The following is a 21,819-nucleotide window of genomic DNA, read 5'->3' as shown; positions in this document are numbered from 1 at the left end:
CTAGTGGGCGGCGATCCCCGCGGCTCCCGGGGGCGGCGGATCCTGGTCCTCGCGCGGCGGCTTGTAGCCGGTGTCGTCATAGTCGACGTCGAGTTCGACATCCTCTTCCTCGACATCTTCGACGTCGCTCCCGGCGTGCTTGTGCTCTTCGGCTTTCGCCTTCGCCTTCTCGGCCTTGATGGCGCCGGTCAGGCCAGTGATGGTCTTGCGGGTGCCGGCATTCATCTTCTGCGAACTGTCGGCGCTCAGATGTCCGGCGCGCATCTTGTTGACATTGCCGGCGGCGATCGCGGCGCGGATCTCCTTGCGACTGTGCTGGGTCGAGTCATAGCCCCGGACGCTGTTGGCCAGCCGCTCGACCTTCCGGTTCTTCGCCCTTTCCTTGCCCTTGGCGGCCGCCTTCTGTTTGTCCTGCTTCTTGTTGTTGCTCTTCTTCTCTTTGGAAGGATCTTTCTTCGGCGGCATCAGCTGGATGGGCGCCTGACCGGCATTGAGCGCCACGGCCTGCGCTGCGAGACGCTGTACGCGCGGGGCTGCGTTGAGCGCGCCTCCTGCGATCATGGGTACAGGCACGAGCGGAGGCGGCGCGGCGCGGCTGCGTCCGGCGAATTCTGCCATAGCCCATCCTTCTCCCCATTCGGCTGCGATGGAGAATCCTCCGTAGCGGCCGATGGCGCAATCGGAGCTTGCGCGGTTTCGGATCAATCCCTGGCGCGGTGAAATGAGGGGAGGACTCGGGATTCGGAAAAGGTCTTTCCTATAAGAAGGGCATGAGCGCGACCTTCTCCATCACTGTCGAACCCGAGCGCGATCTCGTCCGGATCGCCATGGCGGGCCTGTTCACCCCCGAGGACATCCGGGACTTCTACGAGGCGCGGCGGGCGGCGCATGCGAAGCTGACCTGCGGCCGCAACGCGCATCTGACGATCAACGATCTGCGGGGCATGAAAATCCAGCCGCAGGAAAGCGTCGCCGAATTCCAGCAGATGCTGGGCGCGCCCGAATATCGTTCGCGCCGGCTCGCCTTCGTGATCGGCCGCACGCTCGCGCGCAGCCAGCTCCAGCGCGCGCTCGGCGGGCGCGGTTCGGGCCCGCGCTGTTTCGACACTGTCGCCGAGGCCGAGGCCTGGCTGTTCCACGGAGCGATAGCGGGAGCGCTGCGCGCCGCGGGCTAGTCGTCTTCGTCCTCGAAGCCGGCGAGGTCCAGCGCACGCGCCTTTATCTGATGCAGCCGGCACCAATGGACCAGCGCATCCTCGCGGCCATGCGTCACCCACACTTCGCGCGGCGCGATCTCGCGGATCGTCGTGGTCAATTCGTCCCAATCGGCATGGTCGGAGAGGATCAGCGGCAGCTCGACATTGCGCTGCCGGGCCCGCTGGCGGACGCGCATCCACCCCGATGCCATCGCCGTGATCGGATCGGGCAGGCGGCGCGACCAGCGGTCGTTGAGGCTGCCTGGCGGGCACAGGATGATCCGTCCCTGCAGCTCGGCTTTCGCCACGCCGGTGGCGGGGCGCAGCTCGCCGAGATCGACACCCTGCTCGACATAGAGATCGCACAGCCGCTGGAGCGCGCCGTGGATGTAGATCGGATCGTCGAATCCCATCACGCGCAGCTCCTTGATCACCCGCTGCGCCTTGCCCAGCGCATAGGCCCCGACCAGTACGCAGCGGGACGGATTGGCGCGAAGCGCGGTCAGCAATTTGTCGAGCTCGTCATGCGTTTCGGGATGGCGGAACACGGGAAGGCCGAAAGTCGCCTCGGTGACGAAGATGTCGCAGGGCACCGGCTCGAAGCGGGCGCAGGTGGGATCTTCGCGGCGCTTATAGTCGCCCGATACGACGATCCGCTCGCCGGCATGGTCGAGCACGATTTGCGCCGAGCCGAGCACGTGTCCCGCGGGAACGAAGCCGACATCGACCTCGCCCATGCGCAGCGATTCGCCATAGCCGACCGGGTGGCCGTTCTGCGGCCCGTAGCGGCATTCCATGATCGCGAGCGTCTCAGGGGTCGCCCACACCTCGCCATGCCCGCCGCGCGCATGATCGGCATGGCCATGCGTGATCAGCGCGCGCTCCACCGGTTGCGAGGGATCGACCCATGCGTCGGCGGCGGGAATATAGATGCCCTGGGGGCGGGGTTCGATCCAGTCGCCGAGTTTGGCCATTGTGTCTATATGGTCGTGATGCCCGCCGGTTCCCACACGCTGAAGCCCCTCGAGAAGTGACGGACCTGCCTCAAACCCTCACCGACTGGTTCGCGTCGCGCGGCTGGACGCCGCGGCGGCACCAGCTGGAGATGCTCGACGCCGCGCGCGCCGGTCAGCACGCGTTGCTGGTCGCTCCGACGGGGGCGGGCAAGACGCTCGCCGGCTTTTTGCCGACGCTGGCCGAGTTGATCGAGCATCCCGGGCAAGGGCTGCACACGCTCTACATCTCGCCGCTCAAGGCGCTCGCGGTCGATGTGCAGCGCAATCTGCTCACCCCGATCGAGGAGATGGGGCTGCCCATCCGCGTCGAGACGCGGACGGGCGATACGCCGCACGAGCGGAAAGTGCGCCAGCGCGCGCGGCCGCCCGAGATCCTGCTCACCACGCCCGAATCGCTGAGCCTTTTGCTTTCCTACGAAGACAGCCTCAATATGTTCGAGGGGCTGAAGACGGTCGTGATCGACGAGGTCCATGCGTTTGCCACCGGCAAGCGTGGCGACCTGCTGGCGCTGGCGCTGGCGCGGCTGCAGCGGCTGGCACCCGGGCTGCGCCGCGTCGCGCTGTCGGCGACGGTGGCCGATCCCGACGGCTATCGTGCCTGGCTGGCACCGCATGGCGACATCGACGCAGTGACTTTGGTGCAGGGCGAAAAGGGCGCCGATCCCGATATCGCGATCCTGCTCCCCGAAGGCCGCGTGCCCTGGGCGGGCCATTCGGGCGTCTATGCGATGCCGCAGGTGATGGCCGAGATCGAGACGCACCGCACCACGATCGTCTTCTGCAACACGCGCGGGCTCGCCGAATTGGTCTTCCAGCAGCTCTGGAAGGTCAACGAACTGAAGCTGCCCATCGGCGTGCATCATGGCAGCCTGAGCCTCGAGGCGCGGCGCCGCGCCGAGCAGGCGATGGCCGACGGCAAATTGCGTGCGCTGGTGGCGACCGCGAGCCTCGATCTCGGAGTCGATTGGGGCGATGTCGACTGCGTGATCCAGATGGGCGCGCCGAAGGGATCGTCGCGGCTGCTCCAGCGGATCGGCCGCGCCAACCACCGGCTCGACGAGGCGTCGGAGGCAGTGCTCGTCCCCGGCAACCGCTTCGAATATCTCGAGGCGCGCGCGGCGCTCGACGCCGTCGAGCAAGGCGAGCTGGATCCGGACGTCTTCCGCCCCGGCGCGCTCGACGTGCTGGCGCAGCATGTCATGGCCTGCGCATGCGCGGCCCCGTTCGATGCTGCGGGAATGCTGCACGAAGTGCGCGGCGCTTTGCCTTATTCGGCGCTCGAACAGGAGACGTTCGACCGCGTCCTCAGCTTCATCGCCGATGGCGGCTATTCCTTGCGCGCCTATGACAAGTTCAAGCGGCTGACGCGCGGGCAGGACGGCCTGTGGCGCGTCACCAAGCCTGCCTTCGTTGCGCAGCATCGGCTCAATGCTGGGATCATCGTCGAGGCGCCGATGCTCGACGTGCGCTTCAAGAACGGCCGCAAGCTGGGCAAGATCGAGGAGGGATTCGGATCGACGCTGTCGCCGGGCGATACCTTCTTCTTCGCCGGGCTGAGCCTCGAGGTCGAGCGCGTCGAGCTCACCGACCTGATCGTGCGGGCGAGCGCGAAGCAGGCGCGCTACGTGTCGTATATGGGCGCGCGGCTGGCGATCACCTCGACGCTCGCCAATCGCGTGCGCGAATATCTGCACGACCGCGATCAGTGGCGGCGCTTTCCCGACGATGTCCGCGAATGGCTCGAAGTGCAGGAGCGCCGCTCGGCGATCCCGGCGCCGGCACAATTGCTGGTCGAGACTTTCCCGCACGAAGGCAAGCACCACATGGTCGCGTACAGCTTCGAAGGCTGGAATGCGCACCAGTCGCTCGGCATGCTGATCACGCGGCGGATGGAGGCAATGGGGCTGAAGCCGCTGGGCTTCGTCGCCAATGATTATGCGCTGGCGGTGTACGGGCTCGAGAAGATCGCGGATCCCGCGGCGCTGTTTTCGCCCGATATCCTCGAGCATGAATTCGTCGACTGGGTGCAGCAATCGGCGTTGCTCAAGCGGGCGTTCCGCGAAGTGGCGATCATCGGCGGGCTGGTCGAGCGCCAGCATCCGGGCAAGAAGAAGAGCGGGCGGCAGGTCACCTTCTCGACCGACCTGATCTATGACGTGCTCCGGAAATACGAGCCCGACCATCTGCTGCTCAGGGCCGCCTGGGCCGATGCGCGCGCGCGGATGACCGATGTCGGGCGGCTCGCGCGCCTGCTCGATACCGCCGCGGACACGATGCTGCACATCGACTTGCCGCGGGTGAGCCCGATGGCGGTGCCCGTGTTGATCATGATCGGGCGCGAACGCACCCCGCAAGGCAGCGGCGAGGATGCGCTGCTGATCGAGGCGGAAGGCATCGCGGCGGAAGCGATGCGGCTCGATTGATTTCGATTGCTGCGCAACATGCGCAGGTATATTGCTATTACATGTCTGGAGTTCTTTATCCGCTCCTGCTCTTCACACTGCCGATCGAGGCACCTGTCGGCCCGCCTGCGGCCCCTCCGCAAGATCCCGAGCTGATCAGCCCTGAATCGGTGATGGAAGCCACCTTGCTGACGCTCGGCGAAGTCGATCAGCGGCTGACGGTGCCGGTAGCAGTCAACACCAAGGGCCCCTATAATTTCATCATCGACACCGGCGCCGAACGTACCGTGGTCTCGCGCGAGCTCGCCAACACGCTGCGGCTGAGCGCGGGACACCCGGTGACATTGCTGTCGATGACCGGGCGCAGCCAGGTCGATACGGTGCTGGTGCCCGACCTGACGATCAAGTCGATCGGCGTGCAGCACAGCGTGGTCGCGCCCAAGCTCGAAGCGCGCAACCTTGGCGCGATCGGGCTGCTGGGGATCGACACGCTGCGCGACCACCAGGTCTCGATCGATTTCGATCGCGGCACGATGGAGGTCCGTCCCAGCCAGAAGCGTGCAAAAGGGGCCCGCAAGGCGGACGACGAAATCGTCGTCACCGCCAAGAGCATGTTCGGCCAGCTGATCGTGACCGATGCCTATTACGGCAACACGCGAATCCAGGTGGTGCTCGATACCGGCAGCCAGGTGAGCATGGGCAACAGCGCATTGCGCAAGCGCCTCGGCCGCGGCCGCAAGACCCAGCCGATCGAGCTGACCGACGTGACCGGCGACAAGACGATGGCCGATTATACCACCATGCCCAACATCAAGGTGGGCGAGGTGCTGTTCGGATCGATGCCGGTGGCTTTCGCCGATGTCGCACCGTTCGAGCGCTTCGGGCTGACCAAGCGCCCGGCTCTGCTGCTCGGCATGGATGCGCTGCGCAGCTTCCGCCGCGTCGACATCGATTTCCCCAACCGGCAGGTCCGCTTTCGGATGCCGAAGGGAAGCGAGCGGCGACCCCGTTTCACCACGGGCTCGCTGATCCCGGGCGGTGGCGGGTCGCTCGGCGTCAAATCCTATTAGTCCGGATTGACTTGGACGCGCCGGGGCTGCTTGGCTCGGCGGATGATCCTGTCCCGCGCATCGCTCGCCTCCCTGCCTGACACCATCGCCCGCCCGGGCCACGCACCGGACGGTATCCGCACAGGCATCGTCCATTTCGGCCCCGGCGCCTTCCACCGCGCACATCAGGCCGCTTATGTCGATCGGCTACTCGATCATGACCCGCGCTGGGGGATTGCCGCGGTTTCGCTGCGCAGTGGAAGCGCCACCGACGCGTTGAAGGCGCAAGACGGGCTCTATGCGCTGGCGGTGATCGATCGCGAACCCTCCACCCGGATCATCGCGGCGCATTCGGACGCGATCGGACCCGGCGAAGGTGCGCGGCTGCGGAAACTGCTTGCCTCGCCCGAAGTGCGGATCGCGACGAGCACGGTCACCGAGAAGGGCTATTGCCTCGCCGGCGACGGCAGCCTCGATTTCGCGCATCCCGATATCGTCCATGATCTCCGGCGCCCTGCCGAGCCTGCAAGTGTGATCGGCTGGATCGTCGCGGGCCTGGGAGACCGCCGCGCCGCGGGGTCGGCGCCCTTCGCGATGCTGTGCTGCGACAACATGACCGGCAACGGCGCCAAGCTCCGCGCGGCATGCGTGGCGCTGGCGCGCGCGCAGGACGCCGGACTCGCGGACTGGATCGCGGACGAAGTCGCCTTCCCCGATTCGATGGTCGATTCGATCACTCCGGCGAGCGACGCCGCATTCCTCGCTGGAGTGCGCGAGACGCTGGGTGTGGAAGACCGTGCGGCGGTCCAGCGCGAAAGCTTCACGCAATGGGTGCTCCAGCGCTTCGATATGGCTGATGTGCCCGATCTCGCTGCGGCCGGTGTGACGCTCACCAGCGATGTGCGGGGCTATGAACAGGCCAAGTTGCGCATCCTGAACGGCGCGCACTCGACTCTGGCCTATGTCGGGCTCGCGCGGGGGCACGAGACGGTGTTCGAGGCGATGTCCGACGGCACGCTCGAAAGTTTCGTCACGCGGCTGGTGCATCAGGACATCGCCGCCTCGCTTGTGCCGGTCGAGGGGCTCGACAAGGCCGCTTATGCCGATGCGGTGCTGAACCGCTTCCGCAACCCGGAGATCCGCCATTTGCTCGCGCAGATTGCGTGGGATGGCTCGCAGAAGCTTCCCTATCGTCTGCTCGATACCACGCGTGCGGCGCTCGACGCCGGGCGCGGTGTCGAGCGGCTGGCGGTGCCGGTGGCGGCGTGGATCGCGTTCGTGCGCCGCAAGGCCGAGGCTGGCGAGACGATCACCGATCCGCTCGCCGATTCGCTCGCCGCCGCCGCGACCAGCGCCAATCCGGTGACGGCGATGCTGGCACTGGAGCCGGTGTTCGGTGCGCGGCTGGGTGGAGACGAACGATACCGCGCCGCGGTGCGCGAGGCTTTCCAGTATTTCGCGCAGGGAGACATTACGCCGCTGCTGGGCCGCTAGCTTTCCGTGCTCCGGCGAAGGCCGGAGCGTTGGCCGCAAGCGGCGCATTCGAAATCCAGCGTTCCGGCTTTCGCCGGAGCACGGCCAGGGTCACAGTGCCCGGGGGCCCTCCAGCCCCAGCACGTGCGTGCAGAGCTGCGCCTGGGGCGTATCGTCGGCCTCCAGCGCGGCGACGGTGACCCAGCCCTCGGCGCGCAGCTTCGCGCCCGCATCGGCAGGGGTGCCGAAGGGCAGAAATAGCCGGCGGCGCTCGCCCGGGCTCAGCCCAGCGTCGAGGATCGGATCGGCGAACAGCGAAAAGCCCACTGCCGGCTCTTCGCGGCCGTCGCCATGGAGGATCGTATAGGTGCCGCCGCGGCCGATTTCGCCGCGTACGCCCTGCGCGAAGATCGAGAAGCCGAGCCAGCTTTGATATTCGAAGCCGTGGCGCTCGGTCGGGTCGAGCGTCAGCGCCGCCTGTCCGTCGATGCTCGCGGCGATCCGGGCGAGTCCGTCGAGCCTGCTCGCCAGCGCATTGCCCGCATCGATTGCGCGCAACCGTTTTATCGCCCCGTCGAACGGCCCCGCGGCTTCGATCAGAGGCAGCCAGCGGGCGTCGATCGCGGCGACGCCGCCTGCGTCCTTGGCGTCGAGCCGGTCGCGCAGCAGCGCCAGCGTGCCGGGATCGAGATCGGCGGCAAGCGTGTCGGCGAGATCGGGAAGCGTGAAGTCGATGGCGATGCCGGTGACGCCCGCGGCCTGCAGCGCCTCGATCGCGACGCGGACCACTTCGATCGCCGCGGCGACGGTGTCGCGCCCGATCAGCTCGCAGCCGAGCTGGCGCATCGCGCGCTGCGGGTTGAGTTCGGAGGCACTCAGCTTGACCACCGCCCCCGCATAGGAAAGCCGCACCGGGCGTGGATGGTGGCCCATCCGGGTTGCCGCGATACGCCCGACCTGGGCGGTCAGGTCGGGCCGTATGGCGAGCGTGCGTTGCGAGACGGGATCGACGAAGCGCACCGCGTTGCGCACTCCGCCCGCCTTGAGCCGCGAGGCCAGCTCGTCGGCGAATTCGGCGAGCGGCGGATCGACTTGCTCATAGCCATAGAGCCGCGCCACCCCGAGCACGCGCGCCTCCAGCCCCGCCGCCGCATCGGCGGCGGGCGGAAGTCGGTCGTGAAACCCCTCGGGAAGTAGGCCGCTCATCGACCCGCCGCTAGCGCACTCAGAACTTGAGCGCCATCGCCGTCTTCACGCCGGGCAGCGCGCGGACCGTGGCGACGAGCTCGGGCGTGACTTCATTGTCGATCGACAGCAGCAGCACCGCTTCGCCGCCGGCATCGCGGCGGCCGAGATGGAAGGTGCCGATGTTGACGCCCGCTTCGCCCAGAGTGGTGCCGAGCCGGCCGATGAAGCCCGGCGCATCCTCGTTGACGACATAGAGCATGTTGCCGATCAGATCGGCCTCGACCTTGATCCCGAACAATTCGACGAGGCGCGGCTGCGCGTTCGAGAACAGGGTGCCGGCGACCGAACGCTCACCCGCCTCGGTCTTGACCGAGACGCGCAGCAAAGTGTGGTAATCGCCTTCCTTCTCGTTGCGGACTTCGCGCACTTCCATGCCGCGCTCCTTGGCGAGATAGGGCGCGTTGACCATGTTCACCGTGTCCGAATGGACGCGCAGGAAACCGGCGAGCACGGCGCTGACGATCGGCTTCTGGTTCAATTCGGCCGCGGCGCCTTCGCTGTGGATCGAGACGCGCGCGATCTCGCCATGCGCGAGCTGGCCGATCAGGCTACCGAGCTTCTCGGCGAGCGCCATGTACGGCTTGAGCCGCGGCGCTTCCTCAGCGGAGAGCGAAGGCACGTTGAGCGCGTTGGTGACGCCGCCCGAGACGAGATAGTCCGCCATCTGCTCGGCGACCTGGATCGCGACATTGACCTGTGCCTCGTTGGTCGAGGCGCCGAGATGCGGTGTCGAGATGAAGTTGGGCGTGCCGAAGAGCGGCGATTCCTTGGCCGGCTCCTGCACGAACACGTCGAGCGCCGCGCCGCCGATATGGCCCGATTCCAGGCCCTCCTTGAGCGCTGCCTCGTCGATCAGCCCGCCGCGCGCGCAATTGATGATGCGGACGCCCTTCTTCGTCTTGGCGAGGTTCTCGCGGCTGAGGATGTTGCGCGTCTGATCGGTCAGCGGCGTGTGCAGCGTGATGAAGTCGGCGCGCAGCAGCAGATCGTCGAGCGTCATCTTCTCGACGCCCATCTCCAGCGCGCGCTCGGGCGTGAGGAAGGGATCGTATGCGATCACCTTCATCTTGAGGCCAAGTGCGCGGTCGGCGACGATCGAGCCGATATTGCCTGCGCCGATCAGGCCCAAAGTCTTGCCGGTGACTTCGACGCCCATGAAGCGGTTCTTCTCCCACTTGCCGGCCTGAGTCGACTTGTCGGCCTCGGGCAGGTCGCGGGCGAGCGCGAACATCAATGCGATGGCGTGCTCGGCGGTGGTGATCGAATTGCCGAACGGGGTGTTCATGACCACCACGCCCTTGGCCGAGGCCGAGGGGATGTCGACATTGTCGACGCCGATTCCGGCGCGTCCGACGACCTTGAGGTTGGTGGCGGCTTCGAGGATTTCCTTGGTCACCTTGGTCGAGCTGCGGATCGCGAGGCCGTCATACTGGCCGATGATCGCGATGAGCTCTTCGGGAGTCTTGCCGGTGATTTCGTCGACCTCGACGCCGCGCTCGCGGAAGATCTGCGCGGCCTTGGGGTCCATTTTGTCGGAAATGAGGACTTTGGGCATTTTCATTCTCCATTCCCTCTCCCCTTCAGGGGAGAGGGCAAGCGAGCGTAGCGAAGCGAGGGAGAGGGGCAGTGATGGAGACGAGCGGCTCGCGATATGCCCCTCTCCCCGACCCTCTCCCCTGAAGGGGAGAGGGAGTTAAGCTGCCTTGGCGGTCACGTAGGCCCAGTCGAGCCAGGGCCCGAGCGCCTCGATATCGGCGGTGTCGACGGTCGCGCCGCACCAGATGCGCAGGCCCGCGGGGGCATCGCGATAGCCGGCGACGTCATAGGCGGCGCCTTCCTTGTCGAGCAGCCCGGCGAACGTCTTGATGAACGCCTCGTCGGCGCCCTCGACCGTCAGGCAGACGCTGGTGGTCGAGCGGATCGATTCGTCTTCGGCGAGATTGCCGAGCCAGTCGCGTGTCGCGACGATCTTCTGGAGCGCGGCGGCGTTGGCATTGCTGCGGGCGATCAGGCCCTGGGCGCCGCCGATCGACTTACCCCATTCGAGCGCGAAGATCGCGTCCTCGACGGCGAGCATCGACGGGGTGTTGATCGTCTCGCCCTTGAACACGCCTTCGGCGAGCTTGCCCTTGGCGACGAGGCGGAACACCTTGGGCAGCGGCCAGGCGGGAGTGTAATTCTCGAGCCGCTCGACAGCGCGCGGGCCGAGGATCAGCACGCCGTGACCGCCCTCGCCGCCCAATACCTTCTGCCACGAGAAGGTCGCGACATCGATCTTGTCCCATGGCAGGTCATAGGCGAACACCGCGCTGGTCGCGTCGGCGAAGCTCAGGCCCTCACGGTTGTCGGGGATCCAGTCGCCGTTCGGCACGCGCACGCCCGAGGTGGTGCCGTTCCAGGTGAACAAAACGTCGTTCGACCAATCGACCTGGTCGAGATCGGGAAGCTGGCCATAGTCGGCGCGGAGCACGGTCGGATCGAGCTTGAGCTGCTTGACCGCATCGGTGACCCAACCTTCACCGAAGCTCTCCCAGGCAAGCGTGGTCACTGGGCGCGCGCCGAGCATCGTCCACATCGCCATTTCGAAGGCGCCGGTGTCCGATCCGGGAACGATGCCGATGCGATGCGTGTCCGGCAGCTGCAGCAGCTCGCGCATCAGGTCGATGGCATATTGCAGGCGGGTCTTGCCGATCTTCGAGCGATGCGAGCGGCCGAGCGATTCGCTGGCGAGCTTCGACGCATCCCAGCCCGGAGGCTTGGCGCAGGGACCGGAAGAGAAAAAGGGGCGGGCCGGCCTGGTGGCGGGCTTGGCAGTGGACGCAGCTGTGGCGTCGGTAACGGCAGAATCACTCATGTCAGTCTCTCCTTGCAGAGAGCACGCGCGGCGTTGGGACCGCGTGGCCCGTCGACGGCCCTAGCGGCGGCGGGCGCGAAGTCAACCCGCGAACTTCTACGGTTTCGACGGCTCGGGCGGCCATTTCGCCAGAAGGCCGCGGTCGGTCATCCAGTCGGTGATCCGTGACGGCCAGTTGCGCAGACTGACCATCGGCGTGCTCTCGCCCATGTTGAACGCATGACCGCCCGCCGCATACATGTGGAGCTCGGACGAGGCGCCCGCGGCGCGATACGCGTTCAGCAAGTCGATGATCGGTTGCGAGCAGCATTGGTCGTCATTGGTCGCGGCCATCAGCAAGGGCGGCGAATCGCGGGTGATCTTCTCCTCGCCGTGCAGCGGGCCCGGGAAGACCAGCACGCCGAAATCGGGACGGGACGAGAGCCGGTCGACTGCGTCGCCTTTGCCCGGCGCGGGGACCGGTGGACTGAGCAAGGTCACGCGCGCCAGCTCGCCCCCGGCGGAGAAGCCGACCACGCCGATCTTGTGCGGATCGAGCTTCCATTCGCCGGCCCGCGACCGGATCGTCCGCATCGCGCGCTCGGCATCCTGGCGGGCATGTTCGAACTTGTACGGCGAATCCTTGCCGCGGAAGAGCCTGTAGCGCAGCACGAATGCCGCGATGCCGCGCTCGTTGAACCAGCGCGCGGCATCGTTGCCTTCGCTGGTGATGACGAGGAATTGGTGCGCACCGCCGGGCATCAGCAACACCGCCGCGCCGGTCTCGCGTCCGGGGCGGGCGGGGAAATAGGTGATGCTCGGGTCGTTGACCGGCTTGAGCCAATAGGCCTCGGCCTGTTCGGGGATATTCTTGCGGCTCTCGAATCCCGGCGCGCCATCGGCCCATAAGGCGATCCGCTGCGGCGTGGCGGGCGGATCTTGCGCCCAGGCCGGCGATGCGAGCAAGGCGAGCGCCCAGGCGAAGGCGGCGAGCAGTCTGGTCATGGGCCTCTCCGGTGCGCACCGTCTCAGGGCGATGCCTTGGGACATGGTAGCGCTACCAATGCGAGAGTCAAACCGGTGCGTCCGTGCGACGAGCAGCAGCGAATCTTCAGAATCGCCATGCTATGCCCGTGACATGCGCATCGGCGTCATGTTCCTCGCTCTATTGCTTGCCGGTTGTGCGGGCGACGACAATGACCGTCCGGCGCCGATTCGGGAGCGCAGATCGGGGCCGATCACGCTCAACCGGCCCACCCCGCGCGAGACGCAGCAATGCTTCGCCGACCTGTCGCGCGAGCGGGTGCGCTATTCGCCGCTGCCCGATCGCGATTTCGGCAGTGGCTGCATCGTCACCGGCGCCGTGGAATTGCTCGATATCGGCGTGCCGGTAACCAATCTCAAGTCGATGCGCTGCCCGCTGGCCCGGACCTTCACTGCGTGGGTGCGCTTCGCAGTCGCGCCCGCGGCCAAGCAGATCCTCGGCAGCGAACTGGTCCGGGTCGAGAGTTTCGGCACCTATTCGTGCCGGGGCATCATCGGCGGCGGCGGACAATCGGGCGCGCGGATGTCCGAGCATGGCCTCGGCAACGCCGTGGACGTGGGCGGCTTCGTGCTTGCCGACGGCCGCAGGATCCGCGTCGAGACCGGCTGGAGGTCAGGCGATCCGGCCGTCCGCCAATTCTTCGAAGTGATCCACAATTCGGCGTGCAAGCGCTTCAGGACGGTGCTCGGCCCCGACTATAATGCCGCGCATTACAACCACCTCCATCTCGACATGGGCCGGGGACCGTTCTGCGCCTAGGCAAGACCGCGCGATCGGCCTAAGCCGAGCCAAATGAGCAACGACACACGCGTCCCGAGCCGCGTCTTCCGCCCCGCGCAGCAGGAAGCCGAGAACGCCAACACCAACAGCGGCACGCCCCAGACCGAACATCCGGCCTATCGGCTTGCGTTTCAGGATATGGATTTCCTTTTGCGGGAGGATCTGCGGCCGGTTCGCTTCCAGCTGGAGCTGCTCAAGCCGCAATTGATCCTCGACGAGGCCAATATCGCCTCGACCTTCGTCGTCTACGGCTCGGCGCGCATCCCCGAGCCGGAAAAGGCGAAGGCGCTGCTCGAGCTCGCCGACACGCCCGAGCAGAAGAAGATCGCCGAACGGCTGATCGAGAAATCGCATTATTACGACGTCGCGCGCGAGCTGGCGCAGATGGTGAGCAACTTCCCGCTCGACGCGGCAGGCAAGCGCCACTTCGTGGTGTGCTCGGGCGGCGGCCCGTCGATCATGGAAGCCGCGAACCGCGGCGCGCGCGACGTCGGCGCGGACACGGTGGCGCTCAACATCGTGCTGCCGCACGAGCAGGCGCCGAACCCCTATGTCACGCCGTCGCTGTCGATGCAGTTCCACTATTTCGCGCTCCGGAAAATGCACTTCCTGCTCCATGCGCGCGCAGTGGCGGTGTTCCCGGGCGGCTTCGGCACGTTCGACGAGAGCTTCGAGCTGCTGACCCTGATCCAGACCGGCAAGATCGATCCGATCCCGGTGCTGTTCTACGGCAAGGACTTCTGGCAGCGCGTCGTCAATTTCGAGGCCCTGTGCGAGGAAGGCGTGATCGGCCCGCGCGACCTGGGCCTGTTCCACTTCGTCGAGACGGCGGAGGAAGGCTGGCGGATCGTCCAGGACTTCTGGCGCGACAAGCAGGCCAAGGGCTGAGGCACACGTCCGCACGGCGACAGGGCGTGCCTCCGGGCATCTCCCTTGTTGCCATGCAACATGCTTTCCCCCATCACCGCGCCTTCGAAAGGAAGCGCAATTGGCCACCCGCGCCGCGACATCGTTGTTCGACGCCGCGACCATCGCCGATCGCTGGATCGCTGATTATTGCGGCCATGTTCCCGACAGCGACGTGCTCTGCGCCAGCGGCCGCGATCCGGCGTGGAGGGCAATGTTCGAGGAACTCGCCGCGGTTTCGGGCGAAGGCCTCGAACCCGCCCGCGAGCGCGCGCAACGCCATGCCGAGGATATCGGCACCGGTTTCCGCATCCCCGACGAAGGCGAGGAGCGCCCCTGGCCGCTCTCGCCCGTCCCGCTGCTGATCGGAAAAGCCGAATGGGACGGCATCGCCCAGGGTGTCGTCCAGCGCGCCGAATTGCTCGAAACCATTCTCCAGGACCTGTACGGCGAAGCGCGGCTGGTCGCCGATGGCCACGTCCCCGCCGCGCTCGTAACCGGCAGCCCCTTCTTCCTTCGCCCGCTCGCCCGGCTCACGCCGCCCGGCGGCCACCATCTCCAGTTCGTCGCCGCCGATCTGTGTCGCGGGCCTTCGGGCGAATGGCGCGTCCTCGCCGATCATCTCCGCGCGCCCGCCGGCGCAGGCTATGCGCTGGAGAACCGGCTGGCGATCGCGCGGACCCTGGGCGAGCTCCAGTCGCGGCTCAACATCGAGCGCCACGCACCCTTCTTCGCCGCCTTCCGTGAAGGCGTGGCGGCGGCGTGCCGGCGCGCCGAGCCGCGGATCGCCTTGCTCACGCCCGGCCGCCTCAACCCGAGTTACGCCGAACAGGCGCATCTCGCCCGCTATCTCGGTTTCCTCCTCGTCGAGGGCGCCGATCTCGCGGTACTCGACGACAAGCTCTATGTCCGCACCATTGCGGGCATGAAGCGAGTCGATGCCCTGTGGCACCGGCTCGATCCGCGACTGCTCGATCCGCTCGCGCTCGATTCGCATTCGACGATCGGCGTGCCCGGCGTGATCGACGCGATCGCCGCGGGCAATGTCGTCATCGCCAACGCGCCCGGCGCCGGGCTGCTCGAAGCACCCGCCTTCGCCGCATTCCTGCCGCGGCTGGCGGAAGTGCTGACCGGCGCGCCGCTCGCGCTTCCCAATATCGCGACCTGGTGGTGCGGGCAGGATGCCGAACGCCAATATGTCGCCGCCAACCTGGAATCGCTGCTGATCGCGCCGGCGTTCGGGAGCGCGCCGCTCGGACTGCCCGCCGGCGAGACGGTGCTCGGCGCGGCGCTGGGCCCCGACGAACGCGCCGCCCTGCTCGACGATATGACGCGCCGCCCGCAAGATTATGTCGGGCAGGAGATCGTCCGCCTCTCGACCATGCCGACGGTGGCCGGGGATGGGCTTGCGCCGCGCCCGTTCACGCTGCGCGTCTTCGCCGCACGCGACGGCGAGGGCCGCTGGACCGTGCTCCCCGGCGGCTTCGCGCGCATCGGCGAGCATCCGGATCCGCGCGCCGCGGTGATGGGAGAGGGGATGTGGTCGGCCGATGTCTGCATCCACGGGCCCGATCCGGTCGCACCGGTATCGCTGCTGCCTTCGGACGACACCACCCAGCTCCGCCGCAATCCGGGCACCCTGCCCAGCCGCGTCGCCGACAATCTGTTCTGGCTCGGCCGCTATCTCGAACGCGGCGAGGCATTGCTCGGGCTGCTCCGCGTCCTGCTCGGCCATTCGATCAGCGCCGACACCGGTGCCGCGCTGGCAGCGGATACCGTCGCGCGCCTCACCCGGCTGGTCGTGGCTGCGGGCGCGGCGCCCGAGCCCAAGGGCTTCAAACGCGCCGATCTGACTCAACTCGCGCGTACCGCGCTGGAAGACGAGGGGGAGTATTACAGCGTCCGCGCGATCAATGGTCAGGCGCGGCTGATCGGCGAGGTCTCGCGCGAGCGGCTCTCGGCCGACATGATCCGCCTGCTCGACGCGCCCTTCCCGCAACGCGGCGTGCTGCTCGACAAAGCGGGCTCGCTCCAGCGCCGCTATTCGGCGCTCAACGGACTGGCGAGCGAGCATATGACGCGCACCGATGCGTGGCGCTTCCACGACATCGGCCGCCGGATCGAGCGCGCATTGGGCGCGATCCGCTTCATCCGCGCCTTTGGCGGCGCGCAGGCGACCAGCGACGATCTGTCGACCCTGCTCGACCTGCTGGACAGCCAGATCAGCTATCGCCAGCGCTACCTGACCGGGATGGCGCGCGTGCCCGTGCTCGATCTGGTGACGCTCGACCCCCATAATCCCCGGGCGCTCGCCTTCCAGGTCGCGGCGATCTCGGCGCATCTCAACACGCTGCCGGTGCTTTCCGACGACGGTCTCGCCGAGCCGCAACAGGCACAGGCGCGCGAGATCGCGGCACTCCTCGTCACCGCCAGCGCGACGCGGCTGAGCGATGCGATGTTGGGCGATCTCGAAACCCGCCTGACGAATCTTTCGGGGGCGATCGCAAGGCGCTACTTCCTGCACGGCGCCGAACCGCTGCGTGCCGCCGGCCTCGTCCTCGCATAACCGGCATGCTGTACCAGATCCGCCACGTGACCCGGTTCGACTATGCCGAGCCTGCCGCTTTCGCCCGCAACAACCTCCGCCTCAAGCCGATCCTCTGGTCGGGCCAGACGGTCGAGGATTACGACCTGATCATCGAGCCGCAGGGCCGCGTGTTTCCCGCCCGCGCCGAGGCGGGTCTCGCCAATGTCGTCCGGCTGGTCGTCGAGCAACCCGCGCGCACGCTCACCATCGAGAGCCGCGCCCGCGTCCGCGTCGATCGTGCGGTGCCGATCCCGGGCCCGTCCGATCCCGATATCGTCCAGATCGCCGAATGGGCGCGGGCGAGTCGCGATGTATCGCCGGCGGGGCCCGCCGCCTATCTGTTCCCGTCGCCGCTGATTCCGCTCGACCGAGAGATCGCCGAATGGTGCGCGCTGGACCTCGATCCCGGGCGCGCCGTGCTCGAAGCGGTGATCGCGCTCGCGCTTCGCATCCAGCGCGAATTCGCCTTCGACCCCACGGCCACGCTTGTCGACACGCCACCCCGCGAGGCGTTCCTCAAGCGCGGCGGCGTGTGTCAGGATTTCGCGCAGATCATGATCTCGGGCCTGCGCGCCGCCGGACTGCCCGCAGCCTACGCCTCGGGCTATATCCGCACCCTGCCACCGCCGGGCCAGCCGCGGCTCGTCGGTGCCGATGCGACGCATGCCTGGGTGCTGGTCTGGGCAGGGCCGCAGCTCGGCTGGGTCGGCGTCGATCCCACCAACGGCATCTGGATGGCGGGCGACCATATCGTCGTCGCGATCGGCCGCGACTATGCCGATGTGGCCCCGATCGACGGGATCGTCCTCGGCTGGGGCGCGCAGAAGATGCAGGTTTCGGTCGATGTCGAGCCGCTGGAACAGATCCCCGCCTGAGGCGGGCTTGCGCAAAGCCCGTCCGGCAACGATGTTCGCGGGCGCACTGCTTCTATAAGGAGCGCACGACATTGGTGATACGAACGGGGAATTGAGTGGCCGATCCTTATGCAACTCTGGGCGTGGCAAGGGGCGCGAGCGAGGCCGACATCAAGAAGGCCTATCGCAAGCTCGCCAAGGAGCTGCACCCTGACCGTAACAAGGACAACCCCAAGGCCGCCGAACGCTTCAGCCAGGTCGCGTCGGCCTATGATCTGCTGAGCGACAAGGACAAGCGCGCGCGCTTCGATCGCGGCGAAATCGATGGCGACGGCAATCCCACCGCGCCGTTCGGATATGGCAGCGGCGGCCCGCAGGGGGGCTTTCGTCCCGGCGGCAGCGGCGGTTTCGATTTCGGCGGCGAAGCGAACGACATCGGCGATATTTTCGAGGGACTGTTCGGCGGCGGCGCGGGGCGGCGCGGCGGCGGCGGATTCAGCGGCGGCTTTGGCGGATTCGGCCGGCGGCCGGCGGCCAAGGGGGCGAACGTCGCCTATCGCCTCGCCGTGGCCTTCGAAGATGCCGCCAGGCTCACGCCGCAGCGGATCACGCTGCGCGACGGCAAGACGATCGACCTCAAGCTGCCCGCAGGCGTCGAAAGCGGCACCCAGATGCGGCTAGCGGGCAAGGGCGAGGAAGGTCCCGGCGGTTTCGGCGACGCTATCGTGACGATCGACGTCCAGCCGCATCGATTCTTCGTGCGCGAGGGCGACGATGTCCGGCTCGATTTGCCGGTCAGCCTGTCCGAAGCGGTGCTCGGTGCCGAAGTGCGCGTGCCTACGCCCGATGGCGCGGTGATGCTCAAGGTCCCCAAGGGCTCGACCTCGGGCAAGGTGCTGCGCCTCAAGGGGAGGGGTTTCCACAAGAAGGCCGGCGGGCGCGGCGATCTGCTGGTCACGCTGATGGTCGATCTGCCGGTCGACGACGATGCTTTGGTCGAGTTCGTGCAGGGCTGGCAGGACAAGGGGAACCCGCGTGGCCGCATGGGCGTCTGAGCCCTTGTGAAAGAAGCGGAATCCGCCGACGCCGCCGAGGCGAAGCCGGGGCCCGGTGCCCGGCTTCGCGCGGCGATGGGCAGGATCGGTTTCGGACCCAGATTCTTCCACGTCATCGGCCGCGTCGTGACGGACACCTTCAACGAAGGGTTCACCTATGCCGGCAATTTCGCATATCTGTCGCTCGTCACGCTTTTTCCGTTCCTGATCGTCGCCGCGGCGATCGCGCAGCTGATCGGTCGCAGCGCCGAAGGGATACGGACGCTCGAGGCGTTCCTGCAGACGATGCCGCCCGACGTGGGGGAAGTGCTCCGCAAGCCCGCTGCCGACGTGCTCCAGGCGCGCACCGGAAATCTCCTGTGGTTCGGCGCACTCGTCGGCTTGTGGACCACCGCCGGCTTCATCGAGACGCTGCGCGGAATCCTTCGCCAATCCTATGGCGTGAAATCGAGCACGCCCTTCTGGCGCTATCGGCTGGGCGCGATCGGCATAACCGTCGCCTCGGTCGTCCTGGCAATGGCGGCGTTCAGCTTCCAGGTGCTGCTGACCGGCGTCGAGCAATTCATCTACCGGTTGCTGCCCTGGGCATCGCAGACGCTGACGATCGTTTCCGCCACCAGGGCATTGCCCGCGTTGGTGCTGTTCGGTGCGCTGTACATGCTGTTCTATTCGCTGACGCCGAGCCGCTATCGGTTTTCGAACTGTCCGAAATGGCCCGGGCCGGCTTTCATCACCTTGTGGTGGCTGTTCGTCACGGCGATGCTGCCGCGCGTGCTGGCGCTGCTCGGCAGCTATGACCTTACTTATGGTAGTCTCGCCGGCGTGATGATCGTATTGATCTTCTTCTATCTGATCGGGCTCGGCATGGTCGCCGGCGCCGAACTCAACGCCGCCCTAGCCGAACCGGTGCCGGACGGAGTAGAGGGGACGCCGAAAAAGGAGAACGGTGCGTCGTGACGGGATTGATGCAGGGCAAGCGCGGGCTGATCATGGGCCTGGCGAACGATCGTTCGCTGGCATGGGGGATTGCCCGGAAGCTGCGCGAACAGGGCGCGGAACTCGCGTTCAGCTATCAGGGTGAAGCACTCGAGAAGCGCGTGCGGCCGCTCGCCGAGCAGCTCGGCAGCGATTTCCTGATCGACTGCGACGTTGCCGACATGACCGAGCTCGACAAGACCTTCGCGACCCTGGCGGAGCGTTGGCCGACGATCGACTTCGTCGTTCATGCGATCGGCTTCTCCGACAAGAACGAGCTGCGCGGCGGCTATGTCGACACCAGCCTCGACAATTTCCTGATGACGATGAACATCAGCGTCTATTCGTTCGTCGCGGTCTGCAAGCGCGCGGCGGCGATGATGCCGAATGGCGGCTCGCTCCTCACCCTCAGCTATTACGGCGCCGAGAAGGTGATCCCGCACTACAACGTGATGGGCGTCGCCAAGGCTGCGCTCGAGACCAGCGTCCAGTATCTCGCGGTCGATCTCGGCCGCGACAATATCCGGGTCAACGCGATCTCGGCCGGCCCGATCAAGACGCTGGCCGCATCGGGCATCGGCGATTTCCGCCTGATCCTGAAATGGAACGAGCTCAACTCGCCGCTCAAGCGCAACGTCACGATCGAGGATGTCGGCGGCGCGGGGCTGTATCTGCTCTCGGACCTCGCTTCGGGCGTGACCGGTGAGACGCACCATGTCGATGCCGGCTACAACGTCATCGGCATGAAGGCCGAGGACGCGCCCGACATCGCATTGGTATGAATTCCCTCTCCCTGAAGGGGAGAGGGAAGGGGCCCGCCGCCGAAGGCGGTGGGAAGGGTGAGGGGATGAAGCGACCGCCCGGTTACGAATCGCTGAAGTTCCAGCGCAAGGCCCGGCGCGACCGCACCGAGCCCGAAAAGCGACTATGGCAAGCTCTGCGCAATCGACAACTCGGCGGAGCCAAGTTTCGCAATCAGGTTTGGTTGGGGCCGTTCCTCGTCGACTTCTACTGCGCCGATGCCAAACTTGCGGTTGAGGTTGACGGCGACACCCATGCGCACCAGCAGGATTATGACGAGCGGCGAACGGCGTGGCTCGAGGAGGAAGGGTTCCGCGTGATCCGCTTTTCGAATGACGAGGTGATGCGGAATCTGGAAGGAGTGGCTTCAGCCATCTCCGCTGCCCTCGTGCCCTCACCCTCCCACTCGCCTTCGGCGAGCGGGCCCCTCCCTCTCCCCCTTGGGGAGAGGGGTCAATGAGCTTCAATTCCTTCGGACGCGTCTTCCGCTTCACTACCTGGGGCGAGAGCCATGGGCCGGCGCTGGGCGCAGTGGTCGACGGCTGCCCGCCGGGGCTGGAATTGTCCGAGGGCGATATCCAGCCTTTCCTCGACAAGCGCCGCCCGGGCCAGTCGCGCTTCACCACGCAGCGGCAGGAGCCCGACCAGGTCCGCATCCTGTCAGGGGTGTTCGAGGGGCGCACCACCGGCACGCCGATCAGCCTGATGATCGAGAATGTCGACCAGCGCTCGAAGGATTATTCCGAAGTCGCGCAGGCCTATCGCCCCGGGCATGCCGATTATGCCTATGACCAGAAATACGGCTTTCGCGACTATCGCGGCGGCGGGCGCTCCTCGGCGCGCGAGACCGCGGCGCGGGTCGCTGCCGGCGCAGTGGCGCGGCTCGCCATTCCCGAAGTGAGGATCCGCGCCTGGGTCGAGGCGATCGGCGGCGATGCGATCGACCCTGCCAATTTCGACGCCGACGAGATCGACCGGAACCCCTTCTTCTGCCCCGACGCCGCGGCCGCCGCGCGCTGGGAGAAATTGGTCGACGACGCGCGCAAGGCCGGATCGTCGCTGGGCGCAGTGATCGCCTGCGAGGCGACCGGGGTGCCGCCGGGCTGGGGGGCGCCGCTTTATGCCAAGCTCGACAGCGAGCTGGCGGCGGCGTGCATGTCGATCAACGCAGTCAAGGGCGTCGAGATCGGCGACGGTTTCGCCGCGGCGACGCTGACCGGCGAGCAGAACGCCGATGCGATGCGGCCCGGCAATGACGGCGTGCACTTCCTTGCCAACCACGCGGGCGGCATCGCGGGGGGCATTTCGACCGGACAGCCGGTGCTGGTGCGCGTCGCCTTCAAGCCGACCAGCTCGATCCTGACGCCGGTCGAGACCATCAACCGCGAAGGCGAGGCGACCGAGATCCGCACCAAAGGTAGGCACGACCCGTGTGTAGGTATTCGCGGCGCGCCGGTGGTCGAGGCAATGGTTGCATTGGTGCTGGCCGATCAGAAACTTTTGCACCGGGCGCAGTGCGGCTGATCCCGCGATAGTGTCGGCTCGCGGTTAATCGGTTTCGTTACAGCGGCGAAGCGTCCCGTCCACGCGCAACCAGCG

At 67.0% G+C, this 21,819-nt stretch carries 19 protein-coding genes; 13 read left to right on the top strand and 6 right to left on the bottom strand.

The window, feature by feature from the left end:
- Nucleotides 1-705, bottom strand: a complete 705-nt coding sequence (locus tag BR78_RS0114135; RefSeq protein ID WP_156022326.1) for a hypothetical protein — start codon at nucleotides 703-705, stop codon at nucleotides 1-3.
- A 65-nt stretch (nucleotides 706-770) separates the two neighbouring features.
- On the opposite strand from BR78_RS0114135, the gene BR78_RS0114130 reads away from it, so the two are divergent.
- On the top strand, nucleotides 771-1,175 hold the full coding sequence (locus BR78_RS0114130) for a hypothetical protein (RefSeq protein WP_025587650.1): 405 nt from the start codon (nucleotides 771-773) through the stop codon (nucleotides 1,173-1,175).
- Here BR78_RS0114130 and BR78_RS0114125 read toward each other — a convergent pair.
- Nucleotides 1,172-2,170, bottom strand: coding sequence for a ligase-associated DNA damage response exonuclease (locus BR78_RS0114125; protein WP_025587649.1), 999 nt, complete (start codon nucleotides 2,168-2,170; stop codon nucleotides 1,172-1,174). The genes BR78_RS0114130 and BR78_RS0114125 overlap by 4 nt on opposite strands.
- Nucleotides 2,171-2,226: 56 nt before the next feature.
- Here BR78_RS0114125 and BR78_RS0114120 point away from each other — a divergent pair, with 56 nt between their 5' ends.
- Genes BR78_RS0114120 through BR78_RS0114110 form a run of 3 tightly spaced genes read left to right on the top strand, consistent with a single transcriptional unit; the run spans nucleotide 2,227 to nucleotide 7,157 of the window.
- Nucleotides 2,227-4,635, top strand: coding sequence for a ligase-associated DNA damage response DEXH box helicase (locus tag BR78_RS0114120; protein ID WP_025587647.1), 2,409 nt, complete (start codon nucleotides 2,227-2,229; stop codon nucleotides 4,633-4,635).
- 41 nt (nucleotides 4,636-4,676) lie between these two features.
- Nucleotides 4,677-5,684, top strand: coding sequence for an aspartyl protease family protein (locus tag BR78_RS0114115; protein WP_025587645.1), 1,008 nt, complete (start codon nucleotides 4,677-4,679; stop codon nucleotides 5,682-5,684).
- A 42-nt stretch (nucleotides 5,685-5,726) separates the two neighbouring features.
- Nucleotides 5,727-7,157: a mannitol dehydrogenase family protein gene (locus BR78_RS0114110; RefSeq protein ID WP_025587643.1), complete on the top strand. Its 1,431-nt coding sequence runs from the start codon at nucleotides 5,727-5,729 to the stop codon at nucleotides 7,155-7,157.
- 90 nt (nucleotides 7,158-7,247) lie between these two features.
- Here BR78_RS0114110 and BR78_RS0114105 read toward each other — a convergent pair whose 3' ends face one another.
- From BR78_RS0114105 to BR78_RS0114090, 4 genes are all read right to left on the bottom strand, one after another.
- On the bottom strand, nucleotides 7,248-8,342 hold the full coding sequence (locus BR78_RS0114105) for an ATP phosphoribosyltransferase regulatory subunit (RefSeq protein ID WP_025587641.1): 1,095 nt from the start codon (nucleotides 8,340-8,342) through the stop codon (nucleotides 7,248-7,250).
- 19 nt (nucleotides 8,343-8,361) lie between these two features.
- On the bottom strand, nucleotides 8,362-9,939 hold the full coding sequence (serA, locus tag BR78_RS0114100; RefSeq protein ID WP_025587639.1) for a phosphoglycerate dehydrogenase: 1,578 nt from the start codon (nucleotides 9,937-9,939) through the stop codon (nucleotides 8,362-8,364).
- Nucleotides 9,940-10,077: 138 nt separating this feature from the next.
- Entirely contained in the window at nucleotides 10,078-11,238 is a 1,161-nt protein-coding gene (locus BR78_RS0114095; RefSeq protein ID WP_025587637.1) for a phosphoserine transaminase, read from the bottom strand.
- Nucleotides 11,239-11,334: 96 nt separating this feature from the next.
- Complete coding sequence (locus tag BR78_RS0114090; RefSeq protein ID WP_029936801.1) at nucleotides 11,335-12,222, bottom strand: alpha/beta hydrolase; 888 nt, start codon at nucleotides 12,220-12,222, stop codon at nucleotides 11,335-11,337.
- A 133-nt stretch (nucleotides 12,223-12,355) separates the two neighbouring features.
- Between BR78_RS0114090 and BR78_RS0114085 the strand changes: the two genes are divergently transcribed.
- The 9 genes from BR78_RS0114085 (at nucleotide 12,356) to aroC (ending at nucleotide 21,744) form a co-directional block, all read left to right on the top strand.
- The gene (locus BR78_RS0114085) at nucleotides 12,356-13,021 is read left to right on the top strand and encodes an extensin family protein (RefSeq protein ID WP_025587588.1); all 666 of its coding nucleotides are present in this window, start codon (nucleotides 12,356-12,358) and stop codon (nucleotides 13,019-13,021) included.
- A 33-nt stretch (nucleotides 13,022-13,054) separates the two neighbouring features.
- Complete coding sequence (locus BR78_RS0114080) at nucleotides 13,055-13,930, top strand: LOG family protein (protein WP_025587586.1); 876 nt, start codon at nucleotides 13,055-13,057, stop codon at nucleotides 13,928-13,930.
- A gap of 100 nt (nucleotides 13,931-14,030) precedes the next feature.
- Entirely contained in the window at nucleotides 14,031-16,514 is a 2,484-nt protein-coding gene (locus BR78_RS0114075; protein ID WP_025587584.1) for a circularly permuted type 2 ATP-grasp protein, read from the top strand.
- Between the two features lie 5 nt (nucleotides 16,515-16,519).
- Nucleotides 16,520-17,410, top strand: coding sequence for a transglutaminase family protein (locus BR78_RS0114070; protein ID WP_025587582.1), 891 nt, complete (start codon nucleotides 16,520-16,522; stop codon nucleotides 17,408-17,410).
- Between the two features lie 95 nt (nucleotides 17,411-17,505).
- Nucleotides 17,506-18,444: a DnaJ C-terminal domain-containing protein gene (locus BR78_RS0114065; protein WP_025587580.1), complete on the top strand. Its 939-nt coding sequence runs from the start codon at nucleotides 17,506-17,508 to the stop codon at nucleotides 18,442-18,444.
- A gap of 6 nt (nucleotides 18,445-18,450) precedes the next feature.
- Nucleotides 18,451-19,401, top strand: coding sequence for a YihY/virulence factor BrkB family protein (locus tag BR78_RS0114060; RefSeq protein WP_025587578.1), 951 nt, complete (start codon nucleotides 18,451-18,453; stop codon nucleotides 19,399-19,401).
- Nucleotides 19,398-20,201: an enoyl-ACP reductase FabI gene (gene fabI / locus BR78_RS0114055; protein ID WP_025587576.1), complete on the top strand. Its 804-nt coding sequence runs from the start codon at nucleotides 19,398-19,400 to the stop codon at nucleotides 20,199-20,201. The genes BR78_RS0114060 and fabI overlap by 4 nt, the downstream gene beginning before the upstream one ends.
- 65 nt (nucleotides 20,202-20,266) lie before the next feature.
- The gene (locus BR78_RS0114050; RefSeq protein ID WP_049810769.1) at nucleotides 20,267-20,680 is read left to right on the top strand and encodes an endonuclease domain-containing protein; all 414 of its coding nucleotides are present in this window, start codon (nucleotides 20,267-20,269) and stop codon (nucleotides 20,678-20,680) included.
- Entirely contained in the window at nucleotides 20,677-21,744 is a 1,068-nt protein-coding gene (gene aroC / locus BR78_RS0114045) for a chorismate synthase (protein ID WP_025587562.1), read from the top strand. The genes BR78_RS0114050 and aroC overlap by 4 nt, the downstream gene beginning before the upstream one ends.
- Nucleotides 21,745-21,819: the final 75 nt, after the last annotated feature.

The sequence above is a fragment of the Sphingomonas sp. UNC305MFCol5.2 genome, from assembly GCF_000712135.1.
Classification (GTDB): Bacteria; Pseudomonadota; Alphaproteobacteria; order Sphingomonadales; family Sphingomonadaceae; genus Sphingomonas.
The sequence above is the reverse complement of the archived record's forward strand: the minus strand, read 5'-3'. Positions and strand labels throughout refer to the sequence as shown.

Excerpts from the sequence above, each read along its gene's own strand:
- BR78_RS0114130 (WP_025587650.1), top strand. The coding sequence starts at position 771 with ATGAGCGCGACCTTCTCCATCACTGTCGAACCCGAGCGCGATCTCGTC.
- BR78_RS0114125 (WP_025587649.1), bottom strand. The coding sequence starts at position 2,170 with ATGGCCAAACTCGGCGACTGGATCGAACCCCGCCCCCAGGGCATCTAT.
- BR78_RS0114115 (WP_025587645.1), top strand. The coding sequence starts at position 4,677 with ATGTCTGGAGTTCTTTATCCGCTCCTGCTCTTCACACTGCCGATCGAG.
- BR78_RS0114110 (WP_025587643.1), top strand. The coding sequence starts at position 5,727 with ATGATCCTGTCCCGCGCATCGCTCGCCTCCCTGCCTGACACCATCGCC.
- BR78_RS0114105 (WP_025587641.1), bottom strand. The coding sequence starts at position 8,342 with ATGAGCGGCCTACTTCCCGAGGGGTTTCACGACCGACTTCCGCCCGCC.
- serA (WP_025587639.1), bottom strand. The coding sequence starts at position 9,939 with ATGCCCAAAGTCCTCATTTCCGACAAAATGGACCCCAAGGCCGCGCAG.
- BR78_RS0114095 (WP_025587637.1), bottom strand. The coding sequence starts at position 11,238 with ATGAGTGATTCTGCCGTTACCGACGCCACAGCTGCGTCCACTGCCAAG.
- BR78_RS0114090 (WP_029936801.1), bottom strand. The coding sequence starts at position 12,222 with ATGACCAGACTGCTCGCCGCCTTCGCCTGGGCGCTCGCCTTGCTCGCA.
- BR78_RS0114085 (WP_025587588.1), top strand. The coding sequence starts at position 12,356 with ATGCGCATCGGCGTCATGTTCCTCGCTCTATTGCTTGCCGGTTGTGCG.
- BR78_RS0114080 (WP_025587586.1), top strand. The coding sequence starts at position 13,055 with ATGAGCAACGACACACGCGTCCCGAGCCGCGTCTTCCGCCCCGCGCAG.
- BR78_RS0114070 (WP_025587582.1), top strand. The coding sequence starts at position 16,520 with ATGCTGTACCAGATCCGCCACGTGACCCGGTTCGACTATGCCGAGCCT.
- BR78_RS0114050 (WP_049810769.1), top strand. The coding sequence starts at position 20,267 with ATGAAGCGACCGCCCGGTTACGAATCGCTGAAGTTCCAGCGCAAGGCC.
- aroC (WP_025587562.1), top strand. The coding sequence starts at position 20,677 with ATGAGCTTCAATTCCTTCGGACGCGTCTTCCGCTTCACTACCTGGGGC.